13 protein-coding genes are annotated in these 25,753 nt (G+C 64.1%); 2 read left to right on the top strand and 11 right to left on the bottom strand.

The genetic code is table 11. From position 1 onward, the window contains the following. Positions 1-131: 131 nt before the first annotated feature. Genes J5M56_RS20900 through J5M56_RS20885 form a run of 4 tightly spaced genes read right to left on the bottom strand, consistent with a single transcriptional unit; the run spans position 132 to position 6,446 of the window. A complete protein-coding gene (locus tag J5M56_RS20900) occupies positions 132-1,535 on the bottom strand; it encodes a heavy metal sensor histidine kinase (RefSeq protein ID WP_207937694.1) in 1,404 nt (467 codons plus the stop codon). Next, a complete protein-coding gene (locus J5M56_RS20895; RefSeq protein WP_060477598.1) occupies positions 1,510-2,184 on the bottom strand; it encodes a heavy metal response regulator transcription factor in 675 nt (224 codons plus the stop codon). Before J5M56_RS20895 ends, J5M56_RS20900 begins: the two co-directional genes overlap by 26 nt. Positions 2,185-2,193: 9 nt before the next feature. Next, on the bottom strand, positions 2,194-5,286 hold the full coding sequence (locus tag J5M56_RS20890) for a multidrug efflux RND transporter permease subunit (RefSeq protein WP_207937693.1): 3,093 nt from the start codon (positions 5,284-5,286) through the stop codon (positions 2,194-2,196). Further along, on the bottom strand, positions 5,283-6,446 hold the full coding sequence (locus J5M56_RS20885; protein WP_207937692.1) for an efflux RND transporter periplasmic adaptor subunit: 1,164 nt from the start codon (positions 6,444-6,446) through the stop codon (positions 5,283-5,285). The genes J5M56_RS20890 and J5M56_RS20885 overlap by 4 nt, the downstream gene beginning before the upstream one ends. A gap of 441 nt (positions 6,447-6,887) precedes the next feature. Between J5M56_RS20885 and J5M56_RS20880 the strand changes: the two genes are divergently transcribed. Together J5M56_RS20880 and J5M56_RS20875 are read left to right on the top strand one after the other, a co-directional pair. Next, entirely contained in the window at positions 6,888-7,145 is a 258-nt protein-coding gene (locus tag J5M56_RS20880; RefSeq protein WP_207937691.1) for a hypothetical protein, read from the top strand. Then, positions 7,135-7,386, top strand: coding sequence for a DUF3077 domain-containing protein (locus tag J5M56_RS20875; RefSeq protein WP_207937690.1), 252 nt, complete (start codon positions 7,135-7,137; stop codon positions 7,384-7,386). Before J5M56_RS20880 ends, J5M56_RS20875 begins: the two co-directional genes overlap by 11 nt. A 56-nt stretch (positions 7,387-7,442) precedes the next feature. Here J5M56_RS20875 and J5M56_RS20870 read toward each other — a convergent pair whose 3' ends face one another. The 7 genes from J5M56_RS20870 to J5M56_RS20840 form a co-directional block, all read right to left on the bottom strand. After that, positions 7,443-8,177 carry a YkgJ family cysteine cluster protein gene (locus J5M56_RS20870; protein ID WP_207937689.1) on the bottom strand — a complete coding sequence of 245 codons (735 nt, stop codon included), beginning with the start codon at positions 8,175-8,177 and terminating at the stop codon, positions 7,443-7,445. Next, positions 8,174-8,485 carry a hypothetical protein gene (locus tag J5M56_RS20865; RefSeq protein ID WP_207937688.1) on the bottom strand — a complete coding sequence of 104 codons (312 nt, stop codon included), beginning with the start codon at positions 8,483-8,485 and terminating at the stop codon, positions 8,174-8,176. Before J5M56_RS20865 ends, J5M56_RS20870 begins: the two co-directional genes overlap by 4 nt. A gap of 97 nt (positions 8,486-8,582) precedes the next feature. Continuing rightward, a complete protein-coding gene (locus J5M56_RS20860) occupies positions 8,583-9,482 on the bottom strand; it encodes a chemotaxis protein (RefSeq protein WP_207937687.1) in 900 nt (299 codons plus the stop codon). Between the two features lie 83 nt (positions 9,483-9,565). Further along, the gene (locus tag J5M56_RS20855; RefSeq protein ID WP_060480297.1) at positions 9,566-10,750 is read right to left on the bottom strand and encodes an HlyD family type I secretion periplasmic adaptor subunit; all 1,185 of its coding nucleotides are present in this window, start codon (positions 10,748-10,750) and stop codon (positions 9,566-9,568) included. Beyond that, a complete protein-coding gene (locus tag J5M56_RS20850) occupies positions 10,747-12,861 on the bottom strand; it encodes a type I secretion system permease/ATPase (RefSeq protein WP_243430853.1) in 2,115 nt (704 codons plus the stop codon). The genes J5M56_RS20855 and J5M56_RS20850 overlap by 4 nt, the downstream gene beginning before the upstream one ends. Before the next feature lie 50 nt (positions 12,862-12,911). Beyond that, positions 12,912-14,345 (bottom strand): TolC family outer membrane protein, encoded by a 1,434-nt coding sequence (locus J5M56_RS20845; protein ID WP_186478316.1) that lies wholly within the window; start codon positions 14,343-14,345, stop codon positions 12,912-12,914. Positions 14,346-14,407: 62 nt separating this feature from the next. Beyond that, on the bottom strand, positions 14,408-25,753 hold an 11,346-nt coding region (locus J5M56_RS20840), incomplete at its 5' end, for a BapA/Bap/LapF family large adhesin (protein WP_243430848.1).

Genomic DNA, 25,753 nt, shown 5'->3' with positions numbered 1-25,753 from the left:
CGGTGCAAGTGCTATGAGGACAGGGGTAAAGTTAGTCCTTAAACTGCCGTGGAAACAGCATGTTTATCGATAAGCACTATTGCGCAAAAAGTAACGATCATTAAAAAAGTTGAGTTAGACAGCCCGCGCTGCTAGGACGGCTTCGCCATCCCCTGAATCGGTAGTCGAATCCCGAAGGTATTGGTCCCTTCTTCACTGCGCACGAACACTTCGCCGCCATGCATCAATGCAATGGCCTTGACGATGGCCAAGCCTAAACCGTGGTTGCTGCCACCGCGGTTGCTGCGTGCCGCATCCACCCGGTAGAAGCGTTCGAACAACAGCGGCAGATGAGCGTCTTCGATGGCAGGCCCCGGGTTGCTCACGGCGATGCAGGCCTGCTCTGGTGCCGCCTCGATTTGTACCTGAATCATCTGATGGGGCGCCGTATGCTGCACGGCGTTGTTGAGCAGGTTGATCAGCGCCCGGCGCAGTTGCGCCTTTTCGATGGGCGCCTGGGCATCGCCGTGCACGCTGACACTCACCTGGGCGTCTTCGAGAATGTAATCCAGGTAGTCGAGGGTGGTGGCGACCTCTTCGGCCAGCGAGGCGCAGGTCAGGGCGGTGGCTTTGCTACCTTGGTCGGCGCTGGCCAGGAACAGCATGTCGTTGATGATGCTGCGCAGGCGCTCCAGCTCTTCCAGGTTCGATTGCAGCACTTCGAAATAATGCTCGGCGCTGCGCCCACGGGTGAGGGCGACCTGAGTCTGGCCAATCAGGTTGGTCAAAGGCGAGCGCAGTTCGTGGGCGACGTCGGCGTTGAAGGCTTCAAGCTGCGTATAAGCCTGGCTGACCCGGTCCAGTGCGGCATTGAACGCGCTGGCCAATTGCGCCAGTTCCGGTGCCAGGTTGGCTGTTTGCAAGCGCCCATTCAGGCGTGGCGGCGCCAGGGCCTGAGCTTCGACCGATAGCGCCAGCAGCGGGCGCAGGCCAATGCGCGCGACCCAGTACCCCAGCACCGAAGCCAGCAGCACACCCAGCACGGCCAAGCCGACGATAGCCACCAAAAGACTGTGTTGCGCCTGCCAGAAGGTTTCGGTGTCGATGCCGATCATAAACCGCAGGGGTGGCCGCCCGCCCAGTGCCGGTAGCTCGCTGACCAGCACCTTGTACGGGTAGTGATGCTCGGGCAGGTGCAATTCGCGCATACCCGTTGGGCCTTCACTGAACGCGCGTACTCGCTGGCTGGGGTGGCCATACTCGAACGCCGGGTCGCCACTGATGACCCAAAAGCGGATGCGCTTGTCTTCTTCGCTCAGCAGGTCGAGCTTGTTGTTGATCTTGGCCCAGTGTTCACGCGTGCCATAGCGGTTCAGGGTGGATTCGAGCACACTGAACCGCGCATCCAGCTCCGCGGCCGGTAGCAGGTCCAGGCTGCGGTCGACCTGGCGATACAACGCCCAGCCGATCAGCACGAACACCCCCAGCGCCACCAGAATGAACAGGGTCGACAGGCGCAGAGCGATCGAGTTAAGCGGCACGGTTTTCAAGCACATAGCCCATGCCTCGAATGGTATGCAGCAGCTTGTTGTCGAACGGCCCGTCGAGTTTTGCGCGCAAGCGTTTGATGGCGACTTCCACAACATTGGCGTCGCTATCGAAGTTGATGTCCCAGACCAGCTCGGCGATAGCGGTTTTCGAGAGGATCTCACCCTGACGCCGGGCCAGTACGCTGAGCAGCGAAAACTCCTTGGCAGTCAGCTCCAGGCGCTGGCCGGCACGGCTGGCCTTACGTGCCATCAGGTCGATCCACAGGTCACCTACTTGGATCTGCAACGGCTCGTGGCTGCTGCTGCGCCGGGTCAGCGCCTGCAGCCGTGCGACCAGTTCCAGGAACGAAAATGGCTTGCCCAGGTAGTCGTCGGCGCCCTCGCGCAAGCCGTGGATGCGGTCTTCGACCCGCTCGCGGGCAGTGAGCATGATCACCGGCGTCTGTTTGCGCGCGCGCAACGCACGCAGCACACCATAACCATCCATGCCCGGCAGCATCACATCGAGCACGATCACCGCGTAGTCGTTTTCCAGGGCCAGGTGCAGCCCATCGATACCATCGCGGGCAAGGTCCACGGTAAAGCCCTGCTCAGTCAGGCCGCGGTGCAGGTAATCGGCGGTTTTTTCTTCATCTTCGATGATCAGTACACGCATGCTTGAGTCCTAGCTGGCACTTGTCGCCGCCGCGCCGGCGGCCTTACGGCGATGGAACAGACGCTCCAGGGCCAAGTATATGACCGGGGTGGTGAACAGCGTCAGCGCCTGGCTCACCAGCAACCCGCCAACTACCGCGATACCCAGCGGCTGGCGCAATTCAGCGCCGGCGCCGAAGCCGAACATCAGCGGCACTGCGCCAAGCAGGGCGGCGAGGGTGGTCATGATGATCGGCCGAAAGCGCGTCAGGCACGCCTGGTGAATCGCCTGCTCAGGGGGCATGCCGTGGTGGCGCTGGGCCTGAAGGGCAAAATCGATCAGCAGGATGCCGTTTTTCTTGACGATCCCAATCAGCAGCACCACCCCGATCAAGCCCATGATGCTGAAGTCCTGGCCCATGGCCCAGAGCAGTATCAACGCACCCAGCCCAGCCGAGGGCAGGGTGGAAATGATGGTCAGCGGGTGGACCAAGCTCTCGTAGAGCACGCCCAGGATGATGTACACCGCAACCACTGCGGCGAGGATCAGCCACGGTTGGCTCGACAGCGAACTCTGGAATGCCTGGGCCGCGCCCTGGAAGTTGCCGCTGATCGAGTCAGGCATGCCCAGTTCGCGCTGGGTGCGCTCCAGGACGTTCACCGCATCGCCCAGGGCTACGCCCGGTGCCAGGTTGAACGACAGGTTGGCAGCCGGGAACAGCCCGTCGTGGCTGATAGACAGTGGGCCAGTGCTCGGTGGCGCCACATGTGCCAGGGCCGACAGCGGCACCATTTCGTTGGTCAGCGGCGAGCGCAGGTAGAAGAAGTTCAGGCTCTCGGCCTTGCCGCGCTGCTGTGCGTCCAGCTCCAGGATGACTTTGTACTGGTTGGTTTCGGTCTGAAACTCGCTGATCTGCCGCTGGCCAAAGGCATCGTACAGCGCCTGGTCGACATCGGTGGTGGTCAGGCCGAAGCGCGCTGCGGCCTGGCGGTCGATGTCGATGCGGGTCACGCTGGCGCCCAACTGCAGGTCGTTGGACAAGTCGCGCAGCATCGGGTTTTCCCGCAGGCGTTCGGTCAGGCGTTGGGTCCACAAGTTCAGCGCCACCCCGTCATTGCTCTTGAGCACGTACTGATATTGCGTGCGCGACGGGCCAGAGCTGAGGTTGATGTCCTGGCCTGCGCGCATGTACAGGACGATGCCCGGCACCTTGGCGAGTTTAGGCCGCAGCCGGTCGATGAACTCGCTGGCTGACACATCGCGTTCACCGCGTGGTTTGAGGGCGATCCAGAAGCGGCCGTTGGCGATGGTCTGGTTGCTGCCGGTGACCCCCACCGAATGGGAGTACGCCTGCACGGCAGAGTCGTCGCTAATGATCTTGGCCAGCGCCAAATGTTTCTCGACCATCGTTGGATACGACACGTCGGCCGCCGCCTCTGTCGTGCCGAGGATGAAGCCTGTGTCCTGCAGCGGGAAAAAGCCCTTGGGGATACCCACATAGCCGATCACCGCCAAGGCCAAGGTCACGCCGAACACCCCAAGCGTCAGGCGTTGATGAGCCAGGGCACGGTCCAGGCCTTTTTCGTACCACCCCAACAGCCGCTCGCCGAAACCGCCACGGTGCTCGCCTGGCGGGCGACGCATGAACAGCGCGCACAGAGTGGGGGCCAGGGTCAGCGACACCAGCACCGAAATCAAAATGGTAGAGGTGGCGGTCAGGGCGAATTCCTTGAACAACCTGCCGACTACGCCGCCCATGAACAGCAGCGGGATGAACGCCGCGATCAGCGAGAAGCTGATCGATATCACGGTGAAGCCAATCTCCCCCGCGCCTTTGAGCGCGGCGGTGCGGCTGTCGTCTCCGGCTTCGAGATGGCGGTGGATGTTTTCCACCACGACGATGGCGTCGTCGACCACGAAGCCTACCGAGATCACGATGGCCACCAGCGTGAGGTTGTTCAAGCTAAAGCCCAGCGCGTACATCAGTGCGCAGCTGGCGATCAGGGACACGCCCAGCACGCTGGATACCACCAAGGTCGCCGACCATTGGCGCAGGAACAGCGCCATTACCCCGATCACCAGCGCCACGGCGATCATCAGGGTCAGCTCGACTTCGTGCAGGGAGGCGCGGATGGTCTGGGTGCGGTCCTGCAGCACCGACACCTCGACCGACGCCGGCAGCATTTGTTCGAGTTTGGGCAAGGCGGCCAATACCCGGTCGACCGTGTCGACGATGTTCGCCCCGGGCTGGCGGAACACTACCAGGTTCAGCCCTGGCTGCTCGCCGGACCACGCTTTGACGTAGGCATTCTCGGCGCCGTTGACCACATTGGCGACATCCTGCAGGTGCACTGGCGCGCCATTGCGGTAGGACACGATGAGCCTGGCGTAGTCCTGGGGGTGAAACAGCTGGTCATTGGCCGCGATGGTAGAGACGCTGTGCTCGCCGTACAACGCGCCCTTGGCCAGGTTCAGGCTGGTCTGCTGGATGGCCTGGCGTACATCGGCCAGGGTCAGGCCAATGGCGGCGAGCTTTTCCGGTTGCGCCTGCACACGGATAGCCGGGCGCAGTTGGCCGGTGATGTTGATCAGGCCAACCCCCTCGATCTGGCTGAGCTGGCGCGCTAGTAGGGTTTCTGCATAGTCGCTCAGATCATTGCCGGGCATTTGTGCCGAACTCACGGTCAGCACCAGTACCGGGCTGTCGGCCGGGTTGACCTTGCGCCAGGTTGGCGGATTGGGCAGGTCCTGGGGCAAACGGGCGGTGGCGGTGTTGATCGCTGCCTGGACTTCCTGGGCGGCGGTGTCGATGTTCTTGTCCAGGGTGAACTGCAGGATCAGGGTAGTTGAGCCTAGCGCACTGCTGCTGGTCATCTGGGTCATGCCGGGTATGGCGCTGAACTGTACTTCAAGCGGGGTAGCCACCGAAGACGCCATGGTCTGCGGGCTGGCACCGGGGAGCTGGGTGGTGACCTGAATGGTCGGGAAGTCTGCTTCAGGCAAAGGGGCTACCGGCAGCCGTGGGAAGGCGATGGCGCCCAGCAGCACCAAGGCGAAGGTCAGCAGCAGGGTTGCGATGGGGTGGTCGATGCACCAGGCCGAAATACCGTTGCGGGTATTCATGGCTGGCTCCTGCGGTCAGCCATTTCGGCAGGGGGCGGTGCGTCGGTAGTCACCTCGACCCGTGATCCGGGCTTGAGCCGCGATTGGCCGTCGAGCACCAGGCGCTCGCCCGGCTTGACCCCGGCGATGATATTCAGGGTGCTGTCCTGATAGAGCACCTTGACCGGCACGCTAGTTACCTTGTCACCGTCCAGGCGGTAAACGAAGTGCCCATCGATGCCGCGTTGCACCACTGGCGGCGGCACCACCAACGCGTTCTGCTCGACTGCGGTGCGCAGGCGCACGGTCACCAGTTGCCCGGGCCATAGGCGGCCGTCCTTGTTGTCGAATTCGGCTTTGGCTCGCACTGTGCCGGTGTTGGCCGATATCTGGTTGTCGATCAGGGCCAGGTGGCCTTCGCCCAGCAGGCTGCGCTCGCCGTCAGCGTCCATGTAGGCCTCGACCAACGCCGCAGTGGGGGCCTTGAGCAACGTTTGCAGCGTTGGCAGCATTTGTTGTGGCAGGGCGAACTCGACGGCAATCGGGTCGATCTGGGTGACGCTGAACAGGCCTTGGGTATCGCTGCTGCGCACCAGGTTGCCTGGGTCGACGTTGCGGATACCCACGCGCCCGGTCACCGGCGAGCGGATCTGGGTGTACGACAGTTGCACTTGGGCATTGGCGATGGCTGCCTGATTGCCTTTGACCGTGGCCTGCAGCTGGTTGACCAGAGCTTGTTGCTGGTCGAGTGTTTGCTTGGACACGCTGTTATCGGTGCTGAGCAGGCGGTAACGCTTGAGGTCGACGTCGGCCCCCTGGATCTGCGCCTGGCTCTGGCCGAGCTGGGCACGGGCCTGCTCGAGGCTGGCACGGATCGCCCGGTCGTCCAGGGTGGCAAGCAGGTCGCCTTCCTTTACCCACTGGCCTTCTTTGACCAGCACTTGGGTCAGCACGCCCTCGACCTGGGGGCGGATCTCGACGCTGTGCAAGGACAGCACCGCGCCGATGGCGCTGGTGTAGCGCGGCACATCCTGCTGGGCGACGCTGATCACACGCACCGGCACCGCCGCTTGCGCGTGCGGTGTGGGGCCGAGCGGGCGCTGGGTGTACCAGAGGCCGAGGGCTGCAAGGGCAAGCAGTGCCAACGTGGCGATAAGGACAGCGCGAGAGGGACGTCGCATCGGCGCGGGCACCTGGGCCAGGGGGACGAAGAGTTGTTGTGGAGTTATAGCGCGCAGAGCGGGTCGGCAGCGTGACGGCTGGCTGACAGCGGTGACAGATTGGGGCTTTTTTGCGATCGGTTGTAGGAGAATTCTGAATCTGAAACCAAATGCTTCAGTAGTCCAGGGGTGACGAATTATCCTACGCCCCGAGTCGGATGGCGTCTGATAGTCGGGGAACTGCTTCAGCGGTAATTTCGCGGTTCGCCACAGAAGGCGAGCGGCCGTGAGAAGCTGCGGCTGTATCCGGGAATGCCATCTTAATGGCAGCCGTGCGCGTGCGGACTTTGGTCCGGGCCGCGGTTCCTGGACGCGGTCTTCTCACCTCGCGTACGGCTGCCACCCAATCCGTGAGAAGAGCTCCGGTGGTCGCTTTCCATCAGCAATTTCAGGAAAGTCGTCATGAAAAAAATAGTCCCCGACCCCCCGCCGACATCCCCCATCCCGTACATCACAATCATCGCCGACCTGACCTTCGAAGACGCCAAACCCCACGCTGCGGCTCTTATGGACAGCCTCTCCAGCAATATCCAACTCCTGCTAGAAACCGAGGCCAAGGACCACCGCGAAGTCCTGTTGGTGAACATTGGTATCCTCACCGAATTGCTGCGTACCCTGTTCGCCCATATGGCATTGCAGGAGCTGCCCCATGAGCAATGAACTGAAGTTGCGCAGCACAGCCGGTAAAGAAACCGTTCTCGATTTGTATGCCATCCAGCCGGGCATCCCGTTCGATCATGCGTTCAATGAGTTGTCGGTCTTGTTAGGTTGCATCCGCCACTTGAGCGAAGAGGCGGAGATGGAGGGCAATTTGATCGCAGGCAGTGCAGCGCGGATTCTCAGCGCCATGGCCAAGGCGCTGATCAATGACATGGAAATCGGCCTCGATCACCGCACATAAAACGGGGGGGTGGGGCCGCTTTGCGGCCCACCCACGAAGACGCCCGACGGGCTCACCTAGAACCCAATGAAGGCATAGTAGACTGGCGCTTGGGCCGTGGTCTCAAGCCCCAACACCTGCAATTCATTCATCAATTCAGGCTGCTCCACATGCAGTGCCCAACTGGCACCAGCCAACTCCGGCACTTGCTCCAGCGCAGCTGCAAAGGCCTTCATCTCCGGCAACCAGGCGGTAAAACCGTTGCCTTTGAGTGCGCTGGTGGTCATCCCTAGGAATTCGCAGACCGCTACCTTGGCGGCGATATCCTCGCGATCGGCTTGCCGCGAAGCCTCCACCAGCGCCAACAGCGCACGGTCGACCGGCAGCGCGCCATGGATCAGTTCAGGCCCCTGTTGCCACGCCTCGGGAGGGCAATCCTTGTTCTGCGGTCGCAGCGGGATATGCGGGTTGATCTCGACCGGATAAATACGGCAGACCAATGGCCGGCTTTCATAGATGGTGCAAAGATCGCCCTCGGACAAATAGCGACAGCGCCCGGGATTGAAAGCCGCGAAGGTCACCGAAACCCGTGCTTCGCCACCACCACAGCGCACCGCATGGGAGCGGCGCAGCACATGCTCGCGCTGCTCTACCGGCATGCCAGGCCCATCGGTCACAAAGGCCTCGATCAAAACGATCACCTGGCCACCCGCTGCGGCCCATCGGCGCGTTTCATCCAACGTCAGCGGCACATGGTGGCCGCTACAGCACTTACCACAACCGGTACAGGCAAAACGTAGGCTGCCGCTCACTTGGCGTCGGGGTTCCATTCGCTGACGTAGGCCTGCTGCTGCTTACGGTCGTACAAACACAGCTCGGTGCCGCTGCGTTGGCGCATGTGCTTCTGTGGGTAAACCCCCTCGATCAGCAGGGCGCTGAAACCGGTCCGGTCATCGAACTCCGCCGGCTTGCCCCGGGCATGGGCATCTTTGAACTGACTGGCGTTCAGGCACGCCTTGAGCATTTGCTGGCGCTGCTCGTTCCAGGCTTGGCTGCTGGAGGCCTGGGCGACACCGCTGAACAGTGCCGAGGCGATCAAAAGCGATTTGAGAAACTTCATACGCAATTCCGGGAAGTTATCCGAGGGCGCGAATTATGCCCGAATCATCCCCAGCAGCCAGCCGGGGAGTTTGTCGCTGAATATGACACCACGCTGATCAACGTTCGGCAAACACAACAGCACGCGCCGCCGTCACCAGGCAGTCGGTCAAATCAGGCGAAGAAAACTTGGTGAGAATCGCATTGGCCCCGGCCAGCTTGGCCTTTTCACTGCTCATGGTGCTGTCCAGTGAGGTGTGCAGTAGAACGTACAGGTGCTGGAAATCCGGTGTCTCGCGCAGGGTGCGGGTAAAGGCGTAGCCGTCCATCTCGGACATTTCGATGTCTGAAACGATGATGTTGATTTCCTGGGCAGTGCCCTGCAATTCCAGCAATACGTTGATCGCATCCTTGGCACTGCGTGCGGTGTGACATTCGATGCCGAGATGGCGCAGGGTATGCACTGACTGCTGCAGCGCCACCTGGCTGTCGTCGACCACCAGAATGTTGGCGGCTGCCAGCAGGCTTGCGTCTTCTTCGCTCAGTTGATCAGGATGGGCCTGGGGCTCTGGCGGGGCGATGCCGTGAATGACCTTCTCGATATCCAGCACCTGTACCAGGGTGTTGTCGACCCGCGTCACCCCGGTGATGAACGACCGGTTGCCCGAGCCGTACGGCGGCGGTTTGATGTCGGTGCTCAGGCAGTGGACGATGCGGCTAACCGCCTGCACGTGCAAGCCCTGGCGCGAACGGCTGATTTCGGTGACGATCAGGCAGCCGCCGGCCGGATCTTCCAGCGGCCGTTCGCCAATGGCCCTGGACAGGTCGATGACCGACAGCGAATTGCCCCGCAGTGTCGCTACGCCCTTCACATGGGGGTGTGACTCGGGCAGCTTGGTCAGTGGCGGGCAAGGGATGATCTCGCTGACCTTGAGCAGGTTAATTGCCATCAGCTTGCCGCTGCGCAGGGTGAACAGCAGTAGCGACAGCGCATCTGCACGGGCATTTTGCGTGGCCATGGTGACCTTCGTGAAAGAACTAGGAATGCCGGTTTATCGGCTTCATTCAGCGGCTCTTTAATGCCGACAGCGTCAAGCAGCGATCAACGCTCGCGCAGCGCCTCCCGGGCGCGGTTCAGCGGCTTGACCAGGTAATCGAGTATGGTCTTCTGGCCCGTGCGAATATCCACCGTGGCGATCATCCCCGGCACGATCGCAAAATGCTTGCCGGCCTTGTTGGTCAGGCTGTCCTGTTCGGTGCGGATGAACACTCGGTAGTAGTAGATCTCGGGCTTCACTTCATCCTGCAGGGTGTCTGGGGAAATGCCCACGACCTTACCGTCCAGGCCGCCATACACTGAGTAGTCGTAGGCAGTGATCTTGACCTTGGCTGCCTGGTCGGGGTGGATGAAGGCAATGTCTCTTGGGGCGATGCGTGTTTCGATCAGCAGCCGCTCGTCCATCGGCACAATTTTCATCACCTGCCCGCCGGGCTGCACGACACCGCCCAGGGTGTTGACCTCGATGTCCTTGACGATGCCGCGTACCGGCGAGCGCAGGGTCAGGCGGGTCAGTGAGTCGCTGCGCCCGCGAATCACCTCCGCCAGGCTGTCGGCTTCGGCACTGGCCTTGGCCAGCTCTTCACGCGAGCGCACCAGGTAGTCGGAGCGCGCTTCGTTGGCCTTGAGTTCAAGCTCCGAGCGCTGACGGTTCAGGCGGATCACCTCAACCCGGCTGGAGGCACCCATCTTGGCCAGGTTCTCGGTGATTTTCAGTTCGGCGCGCACCAGCCTCAACGAATCCTCGATGCCTGCCAGGGTCTGCTCCAGGCCTTTTCGACGGGTTTCGTACAGCGCAGTTTCGGCGTCGATCAGTTCGGGCGAGTCTTTCAGGCTTGCAGGAAAGCGCAGTGGTTTGCCGGTGACCTCGGCGCGCAGGCGTGCCACGCTGGCAAGTGCTGCGCGGTACTTGGCCTCGCTTTCGCCAACGCTGGAGGCGGTCTTGGTCGGGTCGAGCTGCGCCAGCACCTGGCCACGCTCGACCAGATCGCCTTCGGCGACGTTCATTTCGGCGACGATGCCGCCCTCGAACGACTGAATCACCTGCTCCCGTGAGCTGGGAATCACCTTGCCGGTGCCGGTGGACACTTCGGTTACCTCGAACCAGGCCGCCCAGGCCAGGAAGGCGCCGAGCATCACCGCGCAAATTGTGATGAGGCGGCCAGCGCGCAATACCGCCTGCTCGTCCTGGCCATCGAGGTAGGACGCGGGAAGTTCATGTTGGCTCATGCCTGCACTCCTTGCAGTTTGGCCAGGGCGGCTTCGCGTTTGTCGTCGATGACGATACGCCCACCGTCCAGCACGATGATGCGTTCGACCCGCTGCAACACGCTCAGGCGGTGGGTTGCGATTACCAAGGTACGGCCCTGGCAGAAGCGGTCGAGGTTATCCAGCAACTTGCGTTCGGTGGTGTCGTCCAGCGAGGCGGTGGGCTCGTCGAGCAGCAGCACCTGCGGTTGGCGCACCAGCAGGCGTGACAGCACCAGGGCTTGGCGTTGGCCGCCGGAGAGCCCCAGGCCGCCTTCGAGGATCAGATGGTCGAGCCCCTTGGGCAGGCGCCTTACGAACTCCAGTGCCCCGGTCGCGGCCAGCGCTGCGACCAGCTCCTGGTCGCTGGCCTGGCCGGCGCCGAGGGTGAGGTTTTCCCGCAGGGTGCCGTGAAACAGCCGGGAATACTGAGCAAGCAGGCCCACGTCGCGGCGCAGGTCGGCGGGGTCGAGGTGGTCCATGGCGATGCCATCGAGGCTGACTTCGCCCTGGGCCAGGTCCATGGCGCCGCCTAGGGCCTGCAGCAAGGTCGATTTGCCGGCACCGTTGCGCCCCAGCACTGCAATGCGCTCGCCGGGTTGAATGGCCAGCTGGCCGATGCTCAGCACGGGTGGTGCCTCTGGGCTGTAGCGAAAGTGCGCCTGGCGCAGCAGATATTCGCCGCGGATCGCCGGCAAATGGACGCGGGCTTCGCCCTCGGGGTGATCGACCGGTGCCTGCATCAGCTTGTCCAGGCCCTCCAGCGCGACTTTGGCCTGTTGCCAGCGGGTCAGTACATGGGTCAGCTGGGCAAGTGGGGCCATCATCCGTGAGGACAGCATCGAGGCGGCCACCAGGCTACCGGTAGTGAGGTCCCCTGCAATCACCATCGGCGCGCCGATCACGATCACTACCGCAAACACTGCACCTTGGACGTTCTGGGTCCAGGTGACCAAGCCGTTGGTCAATGTGCGCAGGCGCAAATTGGTGTGCGCGCAGGCAGCGTTGTATTGGTTCCACTGCCGCTCGAAACGGGCTTCGGCCTGCAAGGCTTTGATCTCGTCCAGGCCCTGCACGCTTTCCACCAGCATGGCGTTGCGCAGCGAGGATTCGCGCATCGACGCATTGGCCAGGGCCGCCAGCCGCTTCTGTGCCAGCAGGCCGGGGACGACCATGGCCAGAAGTGCCACCAGCGGGATGAACACCAGTACCCCGCCAATCAGCCAGAACACGAACAGGAACAGTAGGAAGAACGGCAAGTCTGCCAACGCGGTTGCCGTGCTGGAGGTGATCAAGTCGCGGATCGACTCCAGCTCGCGCAACTGTGAGATGAACGAGCCGGTGGATTTCGGCCTGGCCGAGTTGCGCAGGCGCAGCGCATGCCCGTAGACCAAGTCCGATACCCGAAGGTCAGCGCGTTTGCCCAACAGGTCGGTCACCTTCAGGCGCAGCAGGCGCATGCTGAAGTCGAACACCAACGCCAGCACCACGCCGCCGAACAGTACGTACAAGGTGGGCAGCGACTCGGCGGGAATCACCCGGTCGTACACCTGCATCGAAAACAGTACGCCGGCCAGCGCCATCACGTTGGCCACCAGCGAGGCGACCATCACCTGGCTATAGGGGCGCAGGTCGCGCAGCACGATGCGGGCGAACCAGTGGTGGTCGTACGGGGCGGTGTAGTCGTCAGTGCGCACATCACGCAGGGGCCGCGCCGGGCGCATCAGCGCCACGCGGTTGATACGCCCCTCCAGGGCGTCACGGGGCAAGCGCGAGGTCAGGCGCTGGTCGCCGGCAAACACCACTGCCAGCTCGTTGTCTTCGGTCACGGCCTCTACCGTGGCCAGTTGACCATCGTCCAGTTCCAGCACCAATGGCGTGCGCCACTGGCGCAGGGCCTTGGCGTCGTAACGCACGAAGCGCAAGGTCAGGCCGGCCTGGCGTGCCATGTGCCGCAGAATTTCATCCAGCGGGCGTGCATCTTCGACCGCAGCCAGGCGGATGCGCTGGGGCGAGACGTCGAGACGGTAATGGTGCGCGACCTGCAGCATCACTTCCAGCCAGGGGCTCAGATCGGGGCGCTGTTCCTGCATCTGCTCCACAGGCTGCTGCTGACCGGATTGGGTCAATTTCACAGGATCGTTCATGGCTCGATTTCCACCCCTTGCAGGTTGCGCCCTTCCAGCCCAAAGGCCGAACGCAGGGCGCCGGTGTTGTACAGGCAGTCGACATCCAGGCGCAGCAGGTCGGAGCGGGTGCCGGCGAGTTCGAAGCGGGACTGGTAGATCTCCTGCTCGGCATTGAGCAGGTCGAGCAGGGGCCTGGTGCCCAAGTCCAGGTACTGCCGGCCATACAGTTGGCGGGCTTCCTGAATGCTGGACTGGCGTGATTGCAGTGCGTCGAGCCGCCGGCCCAGGCCTGTAGTCTGTGCCATGGCTTCGGCAAGGCCTCGGCGGGCTTGCAGGCGTGCGGCGTCCTCGGCCGAGTCGGCGGCGCTCAGGGCATGGCCGGCGGCGCGGCTGCGCGCGCTGACGGCGCCACCTTGATAGATGGGCACTTCGACATTCAGGTAGATGCCTGCCTGAGTGCGGTCCAGGCTTCGGTTGTCGCGGTTGTAGTCGTTATCCAGGTAGTGATTGACCTGCGGCTGCAGCGACAGCGTGGGGTAGGCCTCGGCCTTGGCTTGGGCCAGTTCGGCCTGGGATTGGGCACGCAGGGCCAGGGCCATCAGCACGGCGGGCAACCGGTCGCTACTGCCATTGCTGCGCTTGCACGCCTGGTTCAGTTCAGGTGGCGGCGCTTCGGCCAAGGCTGGCGGCGCCACCCGCCCAAGCAGTTCGGCCAGGGTGGAGCGCCAGCGTTGGTATTGGGCTTGGTACTCTTCGAGGGTAGCGCGGGCGCCCTCCACCCTGGATTCGGCCTGGACCACATCGGAACGCGTGCTGGCGCCCATGTCGCTGCGTTGCCGGGCCATGCCGGCGATGTCTCCCACGCCGCGAATCTGATCGCGGGCGATCTGCATCAGTTGCTCGTAACGGCGGGTTTCGATCCAGGCGTAGGCGGTGTCGCGGGCAAGGTCGTCGATCACCAGCAGGATGTTGGCCTGGGCGCGATTGGCCGCAGCCTGGGCGGCGCTGACGGCATGGTCGACCTTGCCGAAGTCGTACAGCATTTGCTTCAACGACAGGTTCACCGCCTGGCTGCTGCGGTCGCCGCCGTAGCCGGTGTCATAGCCGGTGCGCAGGCCCCCAGAAATTTGCGGGTAGTATCCTGCGCGAGCCACGTTGATGCCTTCGCCTTGCTTGTAAAGGTTGCCAATGGCCTGGGCGATGCTGGGGTGCCACTGGGCGGCAGTGAGTACCGCTTCAGCCAGGCCCAGGCGGTCACCTTGGGCGCTGGCCTGCCCGGTCGGTGGGCGAGCCGGCACGGCATCGGGCGCGTCACGCATCAGCGACGGCCCGATGGTACGCAGTCTGGGGTCTATGTCATCGGCTGCCTGGGCAACCGGGTTCAGATTCAACGCCAGGAGCCCGAGGGCTCCTAGCCACAGCGGTGACAGCGGACTGCTTCGCTTCACGAAATTCCCTTACTGCTGTTCGTCCTTGTCGCCGGGCATGTGCCCGGCGGTTTGCAGCGGCCTCAGACGACATGGATGCTGTTCTGCACCCACAGGTGATGGCTCGGATCTTCCTGGGCCGTGTATTGGTTATAGTCGATGCCATCGACGGTCTGGTTTGCAACCAAGGTCCAGTTGTCCGTCATGTGCACTGAGTCTTGCCCGTCCCCCTTGATGATCAGCGTGTCGTTGCTGGCTTCGGTGATGGCTACTACGTCCGCCAGGTTCAGGGTCAGCGCCACCGCGCTGGTGTCGTTGAGGTCGATGACCTCGATGTTGTGGATACGATCGGCCAGGTTTGCCAGGTCGATGCTGGCATCGCCACCGCCCCACAACAGGGTGTCGGTACCGGTGCCGCCGTCGACGCTGGCGAAGTTCTGGTCGACCACTTCGAGGGTATCGTTGCCGGCGCCGCCTTCCAGGGTGATGTGGCCACCCTGGCTGCCCACCAAGTGGTCATCGCCGTCGGTGCCGGCGATCACTTCACCAGAGGCCGCCGCGAGGCTTGCAACCACCGCATTGTCATCGCTGGTATCGGCCGCCAGTGCCGAGAAGGTGGTCAGGCCGGCAGCATTGTCCAGGTTGACGGTCAGGGTGGCCGTGTCGGTGGTGCCGTTGGGGTGGGTCAGCTCGTAGGTGAAGGTGTCATGCTGGCCGATCACCGCTGAGGTCAGCCCGCTTTTGAGGGTGTAGGTATAGCTGCCATCGGCTTGTACCAGCAGCGTGCCGTAGGTGCCCACCACGCTCACGCCGTTGTAGCCAGGTACGGTGAAGGTGTTGGCTGCGGTCAGAATGCTTAGCACGGTAAGGCTCGACCCAAGCGTGTCTGCCCCCGCTGCGTCGGTGATCAGGTTACCGCTCACCGCGGTGTAGTTGCTGACCACGAACTCGGTGAGGTGCGTGGTGGTGGCATTGAGGCTGGTGGTAATCGAACTGAGCAAACCGATACCGCTGGAGTTCACGCGTACCTGGTAGCTGCCGGCCGTTTGCCCACTAAAGGTATAACCGGCGCCACCACCCAACAGGGTCAGCAGCGAACTGCCAGGTACCGATTGCACAAGAGCATACTGGCCAGTGCTGGTGTTGAGTTTGTACAACGCGATGGTGGTACTGCCCAGCAAGGTCAGCAGGTTGGCCGAGTTGATCACCACTTGCAGGTCGGCGCTGGTGTCGGCGGCTACGGTGGTGGTGTAGGTGGCCTGGCGTGCGCCGATTACCGGCAGGCTGAGCGTGCCTAGGGTTGTGCTGCTGGTGTCGACCCGGTTGGCCAGGGTGATGTTGGTGCTATCGATGTCGTTGACGGCGTCCACCACGGTGGCTGGCGCGCCAAGGTTGGTGTCGCTCCAGACCTCAGTGGCCTGTGGGCTGTCGATGCGCACATAGAGGCTGGCCGCAGCGGCCTGGCCGTTCGGATGCACGAGCTGGTAGCTGAATACGTCGACCTTGCCCACGCTGGCGGGGGTGCCGTTGGGGGTGTAGGTGTAGCTACCGTCGGCATGAATCACCAGGCTGCCGTACAGGCCTTGCACCGTGGTGCCTGCGCCACTGGCGGCGGCAACGAAGCTGCCGTTTTTGAGCACCTGCAGTACGGCGGCGTTGTCTGGCCCCAGCGAGTCGATGACGCCGGTAGTACCCGGATCGGTGATGACGTTGCCCGAGGTTGCAGTACCGCTGCCGGTGAACTGGGTGAGGCTGGTGATATCGACTTCCAGCGTGGTGGCGACGTTGGTGACCAAGCCTATGCCGCCGCTGGCTACGGTCAGGCGATAGTCACCGGCTTTTAGCACGCCGATGTCTACCTGCAGCCCTATCGGCAGCACGATCAGGTCCAGCAGGCCCTGAGTATTGCCGGTAGCGATTGTCACCCATGCACCGCTGGCGTCCTTGACCTGCAAGGTGAAGTTGGCGTTGTTCAGCAGGGCCAGCACGCTGTTGGTTGACAGCAGCAAGGTGGGGTCGGCAGTGGTACCGGCGCCCACCGTCCAGGTGAAGGTCTTGCTGAACCCTGACAGCAGCGTTGTGAAGCTGTCGTTGAAGGTTTGCGAGGTGGTTACGGGCGAGAGCGTCACATTCGCCGTGGCCAGGTTGTCGCTGGCGACCAGTGGCAGGTTCGCATCCAGGTCAGGCGCTGTGACGATTGCTGCGCCGGATACGTTGTTACGCGGGTCGGTCAGTGTCACAGAGAGGATCTGGCCGTTGTCCTGCGCGGGGCTCAGGGTAACGGTGAAGCTGCCATTTGGCTGCACGGTGGCAGTCTGCAGTACCGTGCCGCTGGCGTTGCGTACGGTGACCGTGGCGCCCACCTCGCCGGTGCCGGTCAAGGTCGTGCCGTCGGCGCTGATCACCAGGCTGCCGGGCAGGGCGGGCGGTGTGAGATCAGGAGCGGTGAGCGCGGTGCCGCTGGACACATTGCCTGCGGCATCGGTCAGGGTGACGGTCAGCGCCTGGTTGTCGATTTGCGCAGCGCTGAGGCTGACCACGAACAGCCCGTTGGTGCCGACCGTGGCAGTGCCGAGCACAGTGCCTGCACTATTGCGCACCGTCACCGTGCTGCCGGCCTGGCCCGAGCCGCTGATCAAGGTGCCATTGGCGTTGATCGTGGCCACAGGAGCGGTGGGCGGTGTGGTATCAGGTGCCGTGATAGCAGCCCAGGCCGAAAGGTTGCCGGCGGCATCTGCCTGGCGCACTACCAGGGCCTGGCCGTCGTTTTGCGCGGTGTTGAGGGTTACGCTGAAGGTGCCGTTGGCCTGCACCACCGCGGTGCCTAGCGAACCGCCCGTCAGGCTTAGCACCGTGACGGTGGCACCGGGTTCGCCGATGCCGGTGAGCACGGTGCCGTTCGCGCTGATCGCAAGGCTGGTTGGCGCCAGCGGTGCCTGGGTGTCGGGTGCGGTGAAGGTAGTGGTGGCGGATACGTTGAGCGCAGCATCGGCTTGGCTCAGGCTCAGCACCTGGCCGTTGAGCTGGGCGCTGCTGAGGTTGATGGCGAACACCCCTGCGCCGTTGACCAGCCCCGTCCCAAGCACGGCCCCCCCGGCATCACGCACGGTGACGGTGGCACCTGCTTCCCCGGTACCGGTCAGCAGCAGGCCATTGGCCGACAGTGCAGTGACCACGGGGTTGGCCGGTGGGGTGACATCCGCAGCCGTGACGAACACTGGCTGCGATTCGCCGCCTAGCGCCGACACCGCCGTCACCGACAGGTGTTGCCCGTTGAGTTGGGCACTGTCGAGCGTGACGGTGAAAGCGCCGGTGACTGGATTGGCCAAACCGCTACCGATCAGGTTGCCATCAGCATCGTAGACACGGATCGCCGCGGCCGCAGTTGCTACACCTGTCAGCGTCAGGCCATCGGCGGCCAATACTGCACTGACTGGAGGCTCGGCCGGTGGAACCAGCGGGGTGGTATAGCTGGCCACTGGCGAAATGTTATTGGCGGCGTCGGCCTGGGTCACGGTCAGGATCGCCGACGAGCCAGGCGTTGGTGACAGGCTGACCGAGAAGTTGCCAGCACTGTCGACCTGGCCGGTGCCGATCTCTTGGCCACCGAAGCTTACGGTTACAGTGGCACCCGCTTCGCCACGCCCGGTGAGCACGTTGTAGTCGGGGTTGATGGCCAAGTTGGTGACGATGGCTGGCGGCGAGGTATCGGCGGTTTGGTAGGTGCCAGGCAGCGAGACGTTACCAGCGGCGTCGGTGGAGGTTACGGTGAGCAACTGCCCGTTGTTCTGAGCGGGGCTCAGCGTGACGACGAAATTGCCGCCATCGGGCACCGTCACGGTGCCGACCACCGTGCCGGCTGGGTTGCGCACAGTGATAACGCTGCCTACCTCACCCGTGCCGCTGAGCAATGTGCCGTTGCCGGTCACGTTCAGGCTGCCCGGCTGTACCGGCGGGGTCAGGTCTGGGGCGTTCAGTAGCAGCGGCAGCGACGGGTTGCCAGTAGGGTCCTGGGCAATGACGGTCAACTGCTGGCCGTTGACCTGCGCGGTGGTCAGGGTAATCACGAAGGTGCCGTCGACGGCGATGACGCCCTGGCCGATGAGGTTGCCCAGGTTGTTGATCACAGTGACCTGCGCACCGACCTCACCGGTGCCGCTGATCTGGGTGCCGCTTGGGTTGAGCGAAGCGACGACCGTGGCAGGTGGCGTGACGTCGGCAGCGGTGAGGCTACTGATCGCCGAGATGTTGTTGGCGTTGTCCTGCAGCGTGACCTGCAGTAATTGCCCATTCAATTGCGGGGTGTCGAGGTTGACCAGGAAGGTGCCGTTGGCAGCTACCGTGGCGGTGCCAATTTGCACGTTGCCAACGAACACGCGTACCGTCGCGCCCGCTTCGCCGACACCGCCAAGCTGGTCGCCAGCGGCATTGAGCTGCAACGCGGTGGCCGCGGCCGGTGGGGTGAGGTCTGGTGCGGTGACCGTCACCGGTTCGCTGATGTTGCCGGGTGGATCAGCCTGCTGCACCGACAGCACCTGCAGGTTGATCTGCGCTGGGGTCAGTTCAACGCGGAAGCTGCCATCGGCAAGCACTGTCGTGGTGCCCAGCACAACACCGGCGGCATTGGTCACGGTGACCGTGGCGCCTGGTTCGCCCGCGCCTGTCACCACGCTGCCATCGGCATTGATCAGCACATTGGTGAGCTGGTCGGGCGGGGTGAAGTCCGGCGTGGTCAAGGTGGCTGCGGCCGACACGTTCCCGGCTGCGTCGGTCTGGGTGAAGCTCAGGACCTCGGCGTTGCTCAGGGCCGGGTTCAGGGTGACGGTGAAGTTGCCACTGGCGTCGACGGTAGTCGTACCCACCTGCTGGCCACCGGCATTGGTAACGGTCACCGTTGCCCCAGCTTCACCGCGGCCAGTGATGGTCACGCCGTCGCTGGAAATCGCAAGCTCGGTGGGTGGTGTTGGCGCGGTGGTGTCAGGTGCCGTGATGGCAGTGGGCGCCGACTGGTTGCCTGCGGCATCGGTCAGCACCACCTGAACCTGCTGGCCATTGGCTTGGGAGGGGGTGAGGGTGACTTGGAATGTGCCGTTGGCAGCTACTACACCGGTACCGATCACGCTGCCATCGGCAGCCAGCACCTTGATGTTGGCGTTGGCCTCGCCGGTGCCGTTGAGCAGGCTACCACCCCCAGCGAAGGCCAGATTGGCCGGCGCATCGGGTGCCACCCGGTCGGGCGCGGTGAGGCTCACACTATTGGACTCGTTGCCTGCAGCATCGGTTTGCGCGGCACTGAGTTGTTGGCCATTGATCTGCGCAGCAGCCAGTGTGACGCTGAAATTGCCGCTGGCATCGACGATGGCGCTGCCAAGGCTGGCGCCGCCTGCGCCGGTGATGGTGACTGTAGCGCCAGCCTCACCACGGCCCGTGACCACCAGCCCATCACTGGACAGCATCAGGTTGGTCAAAGGCTGCGGTGCGGTGGTATCAGGCGCCTGCAGCAGTGTAGGCAGGGAGCTGGTGCCATCGCTGCCGATGGCGCTCACTTGCAGCACTTCACCGTTGGCCTGGGCTGAGCCAAGGGCCACGGTGAAACTACCGTCGTTACCAACCGGGGCCATGCCCAGTAGCACCCCATTGGGCCCGTAGACCTTGACCATGATGCCAGGCGTGGCGGTGCCGGTGATGGTCAGGCCATCGGCCGACAGCACCAGGTTGCTGGGCGACGCTGGCGCTGCAGCGCCGGGTGCCGTGACTTGCTGTTCGGGTGAGGCGTTGAGTGCGGCATCTGTCTGCACCACACTGAGCACCGCGCCCGTGTTGGCGGCAGGGCTCAGGGTGACGCTGAACTGGCCGTTGGCCGCGACGATGGCATTGCCCAGCGCAGTGCCATCGGCAGCGCGGACGGTCACCGTGGCACCGGCCTCGCCGGTACCGGTCAAGGTCGTGCCATCCGCCGATACCGCCAAGTTGGCAACCGCTGCGGGCGGCGTGGTATCGGCGGCGGTGTAGGGCGCTGCTGGCGAGACATTGCCCGCCGCATCGGTAGCGGTGACCTGCAGGGCCTGGCCGTTGGTCTGGGCGCTGTTCAGGGTCACCTGGAAGGTGCCGTTGGCGGCAGCCACAGCGGTGCCGAGCACCGCACCCGATGCATCGCGCACGGTGACCGTGCTGCCTGCCTCTGCACTACCGCTTAACTGCAGGCCGCTGCTGGACAGCGCAAGGTCGCTGGGTGCGGCTGGCGGCGTGAAGTCGGGGGCAATGATGTTGACAGCGGCCGAAGTATTGTTGCCTGCGTCGGTCTGGGTGATGCTCAATCGCTGGGCGTTGAGCTGAGCAGTGTCCAGGTCGAGAGTGAAGCTGCCGTTGGCGCTTACTACCCCGGTACCGACGATAGTGCCATCGGCGCCGCGCACGGTGACGGTGGCCCCGGCTTCGCCCAGCCCGGTCAGGGTGAGGCCATTGTTGTTGAGCACCACATTGGTCAATGGGCTTGGTGCGGTGAGGTCCGGTGTGGTCAGGCTGACGGCTGGTGAGACATTGCCAGCTGCGTCCACTTGGCTGACGCCAATTGCCTGGCCGCTGTTCTGCGGTGTGTCGAAGATCACCGTGAAACGCCCATCGGCCCCCACGGTGGCGGTGCCCAACAAGGTGCCGGCGGCATTGCGCACCTGCACGGTGGCGCCGACCTCACCACTGCCAGACAACTGCCGGCCATCGGCACTGAGCAGCGAATTGGTGACGGCCGCCGGCGGCGTGCGGTCAGGGGTCGCCAGGCTGGCGGGGCTGGACACGTTGCCGGCAGCATCAGCCAGGGTCACCTGCAGAGGGCTGCCAGTGGTCTGGGCGCTGGGCAAGGTGATCTGGAACTGCCCGCTCTGGTTCACCGTGCCGGTAGCCAGGATGACGCCGCTGGCATCACGCACGGTTACGGTGGCGCCAGCTTCACCTTGGCCGCTGACCACAGTGGCCGCGCTGTTGAGGCTCAGGCCGCTCGCAGCATCCGGTGCCTGCAGGTCAGGCGCCTGCAAGGTGGCCGCCAACGATACATTGCCGGCCGCATCGGCTTGGGTGATGGTGAGGTTTTGCGCATTGCTTTGCGCAGGCGTCAGGGTGATGTTGAACAGGCCATTGCTACCGACTGTGCCAGAGCCGACGACGGCGCCGTTGGCGTCTGTGACGCTGACGGTCGCACCCACTTCGCCGCGGCCGCTGAGGGTGGTGCCGCTGCGGTTGATGGCAACCTGAGTAGGCGCATCGGGCGCCGTGGTGTCCGGTGCCTGCAGCGTAGCGGGTACCGAAGGTGCGCCACCGGCTGAAGCCCGCGCACTGACGCTCAGCACTTGCGCATTGAGCTGGGCATTGGCGAAGAAGATGCGGAAGATCCCATCGCTGCCGACCGTGCCGGTGCCGAGCGTGGTGCCGCCAGAAGTGACGGTGATCAGCGAGCCGACCGTACCCTCACCAGTCAGCAGGAAACCATCAGCGCTCAGCGCAAGGTTGCTCGGCGCGGCCAGTTCGGTACCGTCCGGGCCGTTGACGGTGACTGCGGTTTCATTGTTGCCGCCGTCTTGCACCACCAGTTGCACGCTGTCGCCAGTGGCCAACGGTGGGTCGACCTGAACTGCGAAGGTGCCATCGGGCCCAACCGTGGCAGTGCCCAGCTGGGTGTTGCCGTCGCGCACGATAACCGTGGTGCCGGGCTCAGCGCTACCACTGATCGTGCCGCCATCCGGGCTGACAGCAATGTCCGAAGCCGCAGCAGGGGGGGTGGTGTCGGCAGCGATCACCGGGGTCGGCGCGGTGCTATTGCCAGCAGCATCAGTGACCACCACGGTCACCGTCTCGCCGTTGAGCAGGGCTGTGGCCAATGGCACGCTGAAACTGCCGTCAGGGTTGACCGCTACGGTGGTTTCTACACCACTGGGGCTGAGCACGGTGACCGACGCCGCACCGGGTGCATTGCCGGTCAGGGCCAGGCCATCAGGGGTAATGGCAAGGTCTGTCGGCAGTTGCGGTGGGGTCAGATCGGGTGCGATGGCCTGGGCAGCGGCCGATGCTGTGCCCTGGTCATTGATTTGCACGACGTCGAGTGTCTGGCCATCGAGCTGAGCTGGGGTCAGCGACACGCTGAATGTGCCACTGGCAGGCACCACGACACTGCCCAGCAGGTCACCTGCGGCGTTGCGCACTTCAACCGTTGCGCCGGCCTGACCTGTGCCTGTCACCAAGGTGCCATCGGCATTCACTTGTACCCCGCCAGGCACCGCCGGGCCACTGCTATCGTCAGCCGTGAAGGGCACCGACGGCGAGGCGTTGCCAGCGGCGTCTGTCAACACCACCGACACCGTTTCGCCGCTGATTTGCGCGGGCGAGAGGGTCACGCTGAAACTACCGTTCTGCCCCACGACGCCGCTGCCAAGCAACTGCCCGGCAGTGTCGCGCACTTGCACGGTCGCGCCAGGCTCACCTTGGCCAGTAAGCAGCGTGCCATCGGCGCTCAACGCAAGCCCTTGCGCTGCCTCAGGTGCTTGCAAGTCACTGGCGATCAGGGTGTTGGCAGGGGAGGGGTTGCCGCCGCCATCGGTTTGGATGACGGTCAGGGTCTGACCATTGAGCTGCGCTGGGGTGAGGGTGACGCTGAAGCTACCATCGGCCTGCACCGTAGCATTGCCCAGCACAGCACCCCCAGTGCCGGTTACTCGCACCTGCGCACCAGGCTCGCCGAAACCGGTCAATTGCGCGCCATTGGCGGACAATGTAAGGCCGGTGGTGATGGCAGGCGCGGTAGTATCGGGTGCATTCAAGCCCACCGAAGGCGAAACGTTGCCGGCAGGGTCGCGTTGTTCAACGGTCAATGCCTGGCCGTTGGTCTGAGGGGGTGCGAGGGTGACTTGGAAATTACCGTCGTTGCCCACCACGGCGCTGCCCAGCACCGCGCCATTGGGGCCGCGCACGGTGACCGTGGCGCCGGCTTCGCCAGTACCGCTGACAGTAGCGCCGGCGCCATCGACACTCGGCGTACCGACCACTTGTGGTGGGGTGCTGTCAGGCGCGATGAAACCGACCGGCCCTGCACTGTTGCCCAGGCTGTCGGTGGCTTCCACGGTCAGGCTCTGGCCATTTAGTTGTGGCTGGCCAAGGGTTACGTCGAAGCGGCCGTCGGCACCCACCGTGGCTGTACCGAGCACCGTACCATCGGCAGCGCGCACTGTGACCAGCGAGCCGGCCTGGCCCGTACCGGTCAGGTGTAGGCCGGTGATGTCGATCGCCAGGCCAGAGGGTTGCAGCGGGCCGTCCAAGTCAGGTGCGGTTACCGTCGCAGTGGAAGTGTTGCCGGCACCGTCGCGCAGGGCGACATCCAGCTGTTGGCCGTCGTTCTGCGCCGGGTCCAGTGTCACCGCGAACTGGCCGTTGGCGCCTATCACGGCGGTGCCCAGCAGCGTGCCTTGGGCATTGGTGACCTGTACCGTGACGCCAGGTTCGCCCCGGCCCGTCAGCGTCACGCCGTCGGCGCTGACTTGCAGATCGGTGGCCTCGTTGGGGGGGGTAATATCCGGAGCGCTGATTTGAGTCGGCAGTGAACTGTTGCCGCCGGCATCGACAGCCACCACATCAAGCAGCTCGCCATTGGCCTGCGCCGGGTCGAGGGTGAGGGTGAAGGTGCCGTCGTTGCCAACTTGCACGCTGCCAAGCACATTCCCGTTGCCATCGCGCACCTGCACCTGCGTGCCAGCAGGTGCGTTACCGCTGAGCGTGGTGCCGTCGGCGCTGACTGCCAGCCCGGTGGGGCTGTCCGGCAGGGGGGTGGCTGGCACGATCACGTTTACGGCGGTAGACGGATTGCCTGCCGTATCGGTCTGTACCAGCTCGATGGACTGGCCGGCAGTCAGTGCCGCGTCCAGATTGACCACGAAGGTGCCGTTGGCGCCGACAACGCCACTTCCAAGCAACGCACCTGCGCCATCGCGAATCTCGACCGTTGCACCCGGCTCGCCGCGGCCGGAAACCGCCAGGCTGCCAGCGCCTAGCGTAACGTCGGTGATCTGCGCGGGTGGGGTTGTGTCGGGCGCGGTGTAGGCCAACGGGATCGAGCGGTTGCCCGTCGCATCGGTAAGCGTTATGGACAGTTGCTCACCGTTGGCCTGCGGGGCATCTAGGGTCACACTGAAGCTGCCATTGGCGGCGACGATGCCGGTTCCGATCAGATTACCGCTGGCATCACGCACCTCTACCCGCGTACCCGCTTCACCGCTGCCGGTCAATGTGACCGCATCGCTTAGGCTCAGGCCCGTGGGCTGTGCTGGGGCCTGCAAGTCTGGAGAGGTCAGTGGAGTTGGCGTCGACACGTTGCCAGCCGCATCGGTAAGGGTGATCTGCAGGGACGAGCCGTCGGTGACAGGTGCGGTCAGTACCACATTGAACGTGCCATCGGCCTGAACGCTACCGGTGCCGATCACCTGGCCTTGGTCATCCAGCACTTTGACCGTCGCGCCCACTTCGCCACGGCCCGATACCAGGCGGCCGTCGCCGCTGATGGCCAGGTCGCTGGCAGGTTGTGGTGGAGTGGTATCGGTGCCGCCGTCGATGTCCGGCGCAGTGACGGTGCTGGCCGCAGAGGCATTGCCAGCCGCATCGGTAGCCGTGACCTGTAAAGACTCGCCGTCCACCTGCGGGGGCGCGAGGCTGATGCTGAATACACCGGTCGGGCCCACCAGGGCGGAACCCAGCACGGTGGTGCCGTCAGCAGCCAGAACCCGCACGGTGCTGCCAGGCTCGGCCCGGCCGGTGACGAGGGTGCCGTCTGCGCTGACCTCAAGCTCGCTTGGCGCTGTGGGGGCGGTGATGTCGGGTGCGCCGATCTGCGTGGGCAGCGACGATGTGCCGAGGCTGTCGACGGCGGTGACGTCCAGCAGCTGGCCGTTGGCTTGCGCCGGGTTCAGCGGCACGGTGAAGGTGCCTTCGGCCCCTACCACCACGCTGCCTAGCAACGTGCCGTCGGCGCCACGCACCTCCACCCGCGTGCCGGGCTGGGCGCTGCCACTGATGCTGGTGCCATCGGCTGCGATATTCAGGTCGGTTGGGCTGGTTGGGACGCCGGTCAGGGGCACATCGTAGTCTACGGCGGGCGATGCATTGCCGGCAGCATCGGTCTGCACCACGCTCAGTTGCGCGCCCGGTGCCACAGCGGGGGCCAGGTCAACGATGAAGGTGCCATTGGCAGTGACCACTGCACTGCCCAGCAGGTTGCCATCGGCATCGCGCACTTGCACCGTGGCCCCGGCTTCGCCACGGCCGGCCAATTGCAGCCCGTCCGGCCCTACCGCCAGGTTGGTGACGGCGGCAGGTGCAGTGATATCCGGAGCGTCGAATTGCAGCGGCGCCGAGGTGTTGCCAGCGGCGTCGACCAGGCGCACGTCCAGTGCTTG

Source organism: Pseudomonas sp. 51_B (assembly GCF_017491595.1).
In the GTDB taxonomy this organism is placed as follows: domain Bacteria; phylum Pseudomonadota; class Gammaproteobacteria; order Pseudomonadales; family Pseudomonadaceae; genus Aquipseudomonas; species Aquipseudomonas promysalinigenes.
The sequence above is the reverse complement of the archived record's forward strand: the minus strand, read 5'-3'. Positions and strand labels throughout refer to the sequence as shown.

What these genes read in the sequence shown, in the direction of transcription:
- J5M56_RS20900 (WP_207937694.1), bottom strand. Translation starts at nt 1,535, where the DNA reads ATGTGCTTGAAAACCGTGCCGCTTAACTCGATCGCTCTGCGCCTGTCG.
- J5M56_RS20895 (WP_060477598.1), bottom strand. Translation starts at nt 2,184, where the DNA reads ATGCGTGTACTGATCATCGAAGATGAAGAAAAAACCGCCGATTACCTG.
- J5M56_RS20890 (WP_207937693.1), bottom strand. Translation starts at nt 5,286, where the DNA reads ATGAATACCCGCAACGGTATTTCGGCCTGGTGCATCGACCACCCCATC.
- J5M56_RS20885 (WP_207937692.1), bottom strand. Translation starts at nt 6,446, where the DNA reads ATGCGACGTCCCTCTCGCGCTGTCCTTATCGCCACGTTGGCACTGCTT.
- J5M56_RS20880 (WP_207937691.1), top strand. Translation starts at nt 6,888, where the DNA reads ATGAAAAAAATAGTCCCCGACCCCCCGCCGACATCCCCCATCCCGTAC.
- J5M56_RS20875 (WP_207937690.1), top strand. Translation starts at nt 7,135, where the DNA reads ATGAGCAATGAACTGAAGTTGCGCAGCACAGCCGGTAAAGAAACCGTT.
- J5M56_RS20865 (WP_207937688.1), bottom strand. Translation starts at nt 8,485, where the DNA reads ATGAAGTTTCTCAAATCGCTTTTGATCGCCTCGGCACTGTTCAGCGGT.
- J5M56_RS20860 (WP_207937687.1), bottom strand. Translation starts at nt 9,482, where the DNA reads ATGGCCACGCAAAATGCCCGTGCAGATGCGCTGTCGCTACTGCTGTTC.
- J5M56_RS20855 (WP_060480297.1), bottom strand. Translation starts at nt 10,750, where the DNA reads ATGAGCCAACATGAACTTCCCGCGTCCTACCTCGATGGCCAGGACGAG.
- J5M56_RS20850 (WP_243430853.1), bottom strand. Translation starts at nt 12,861, where the DNA reads ATGCAGGAACAGCGCCCCGATCTGAGCCCCTGGCTGGAAGTGATGCTG.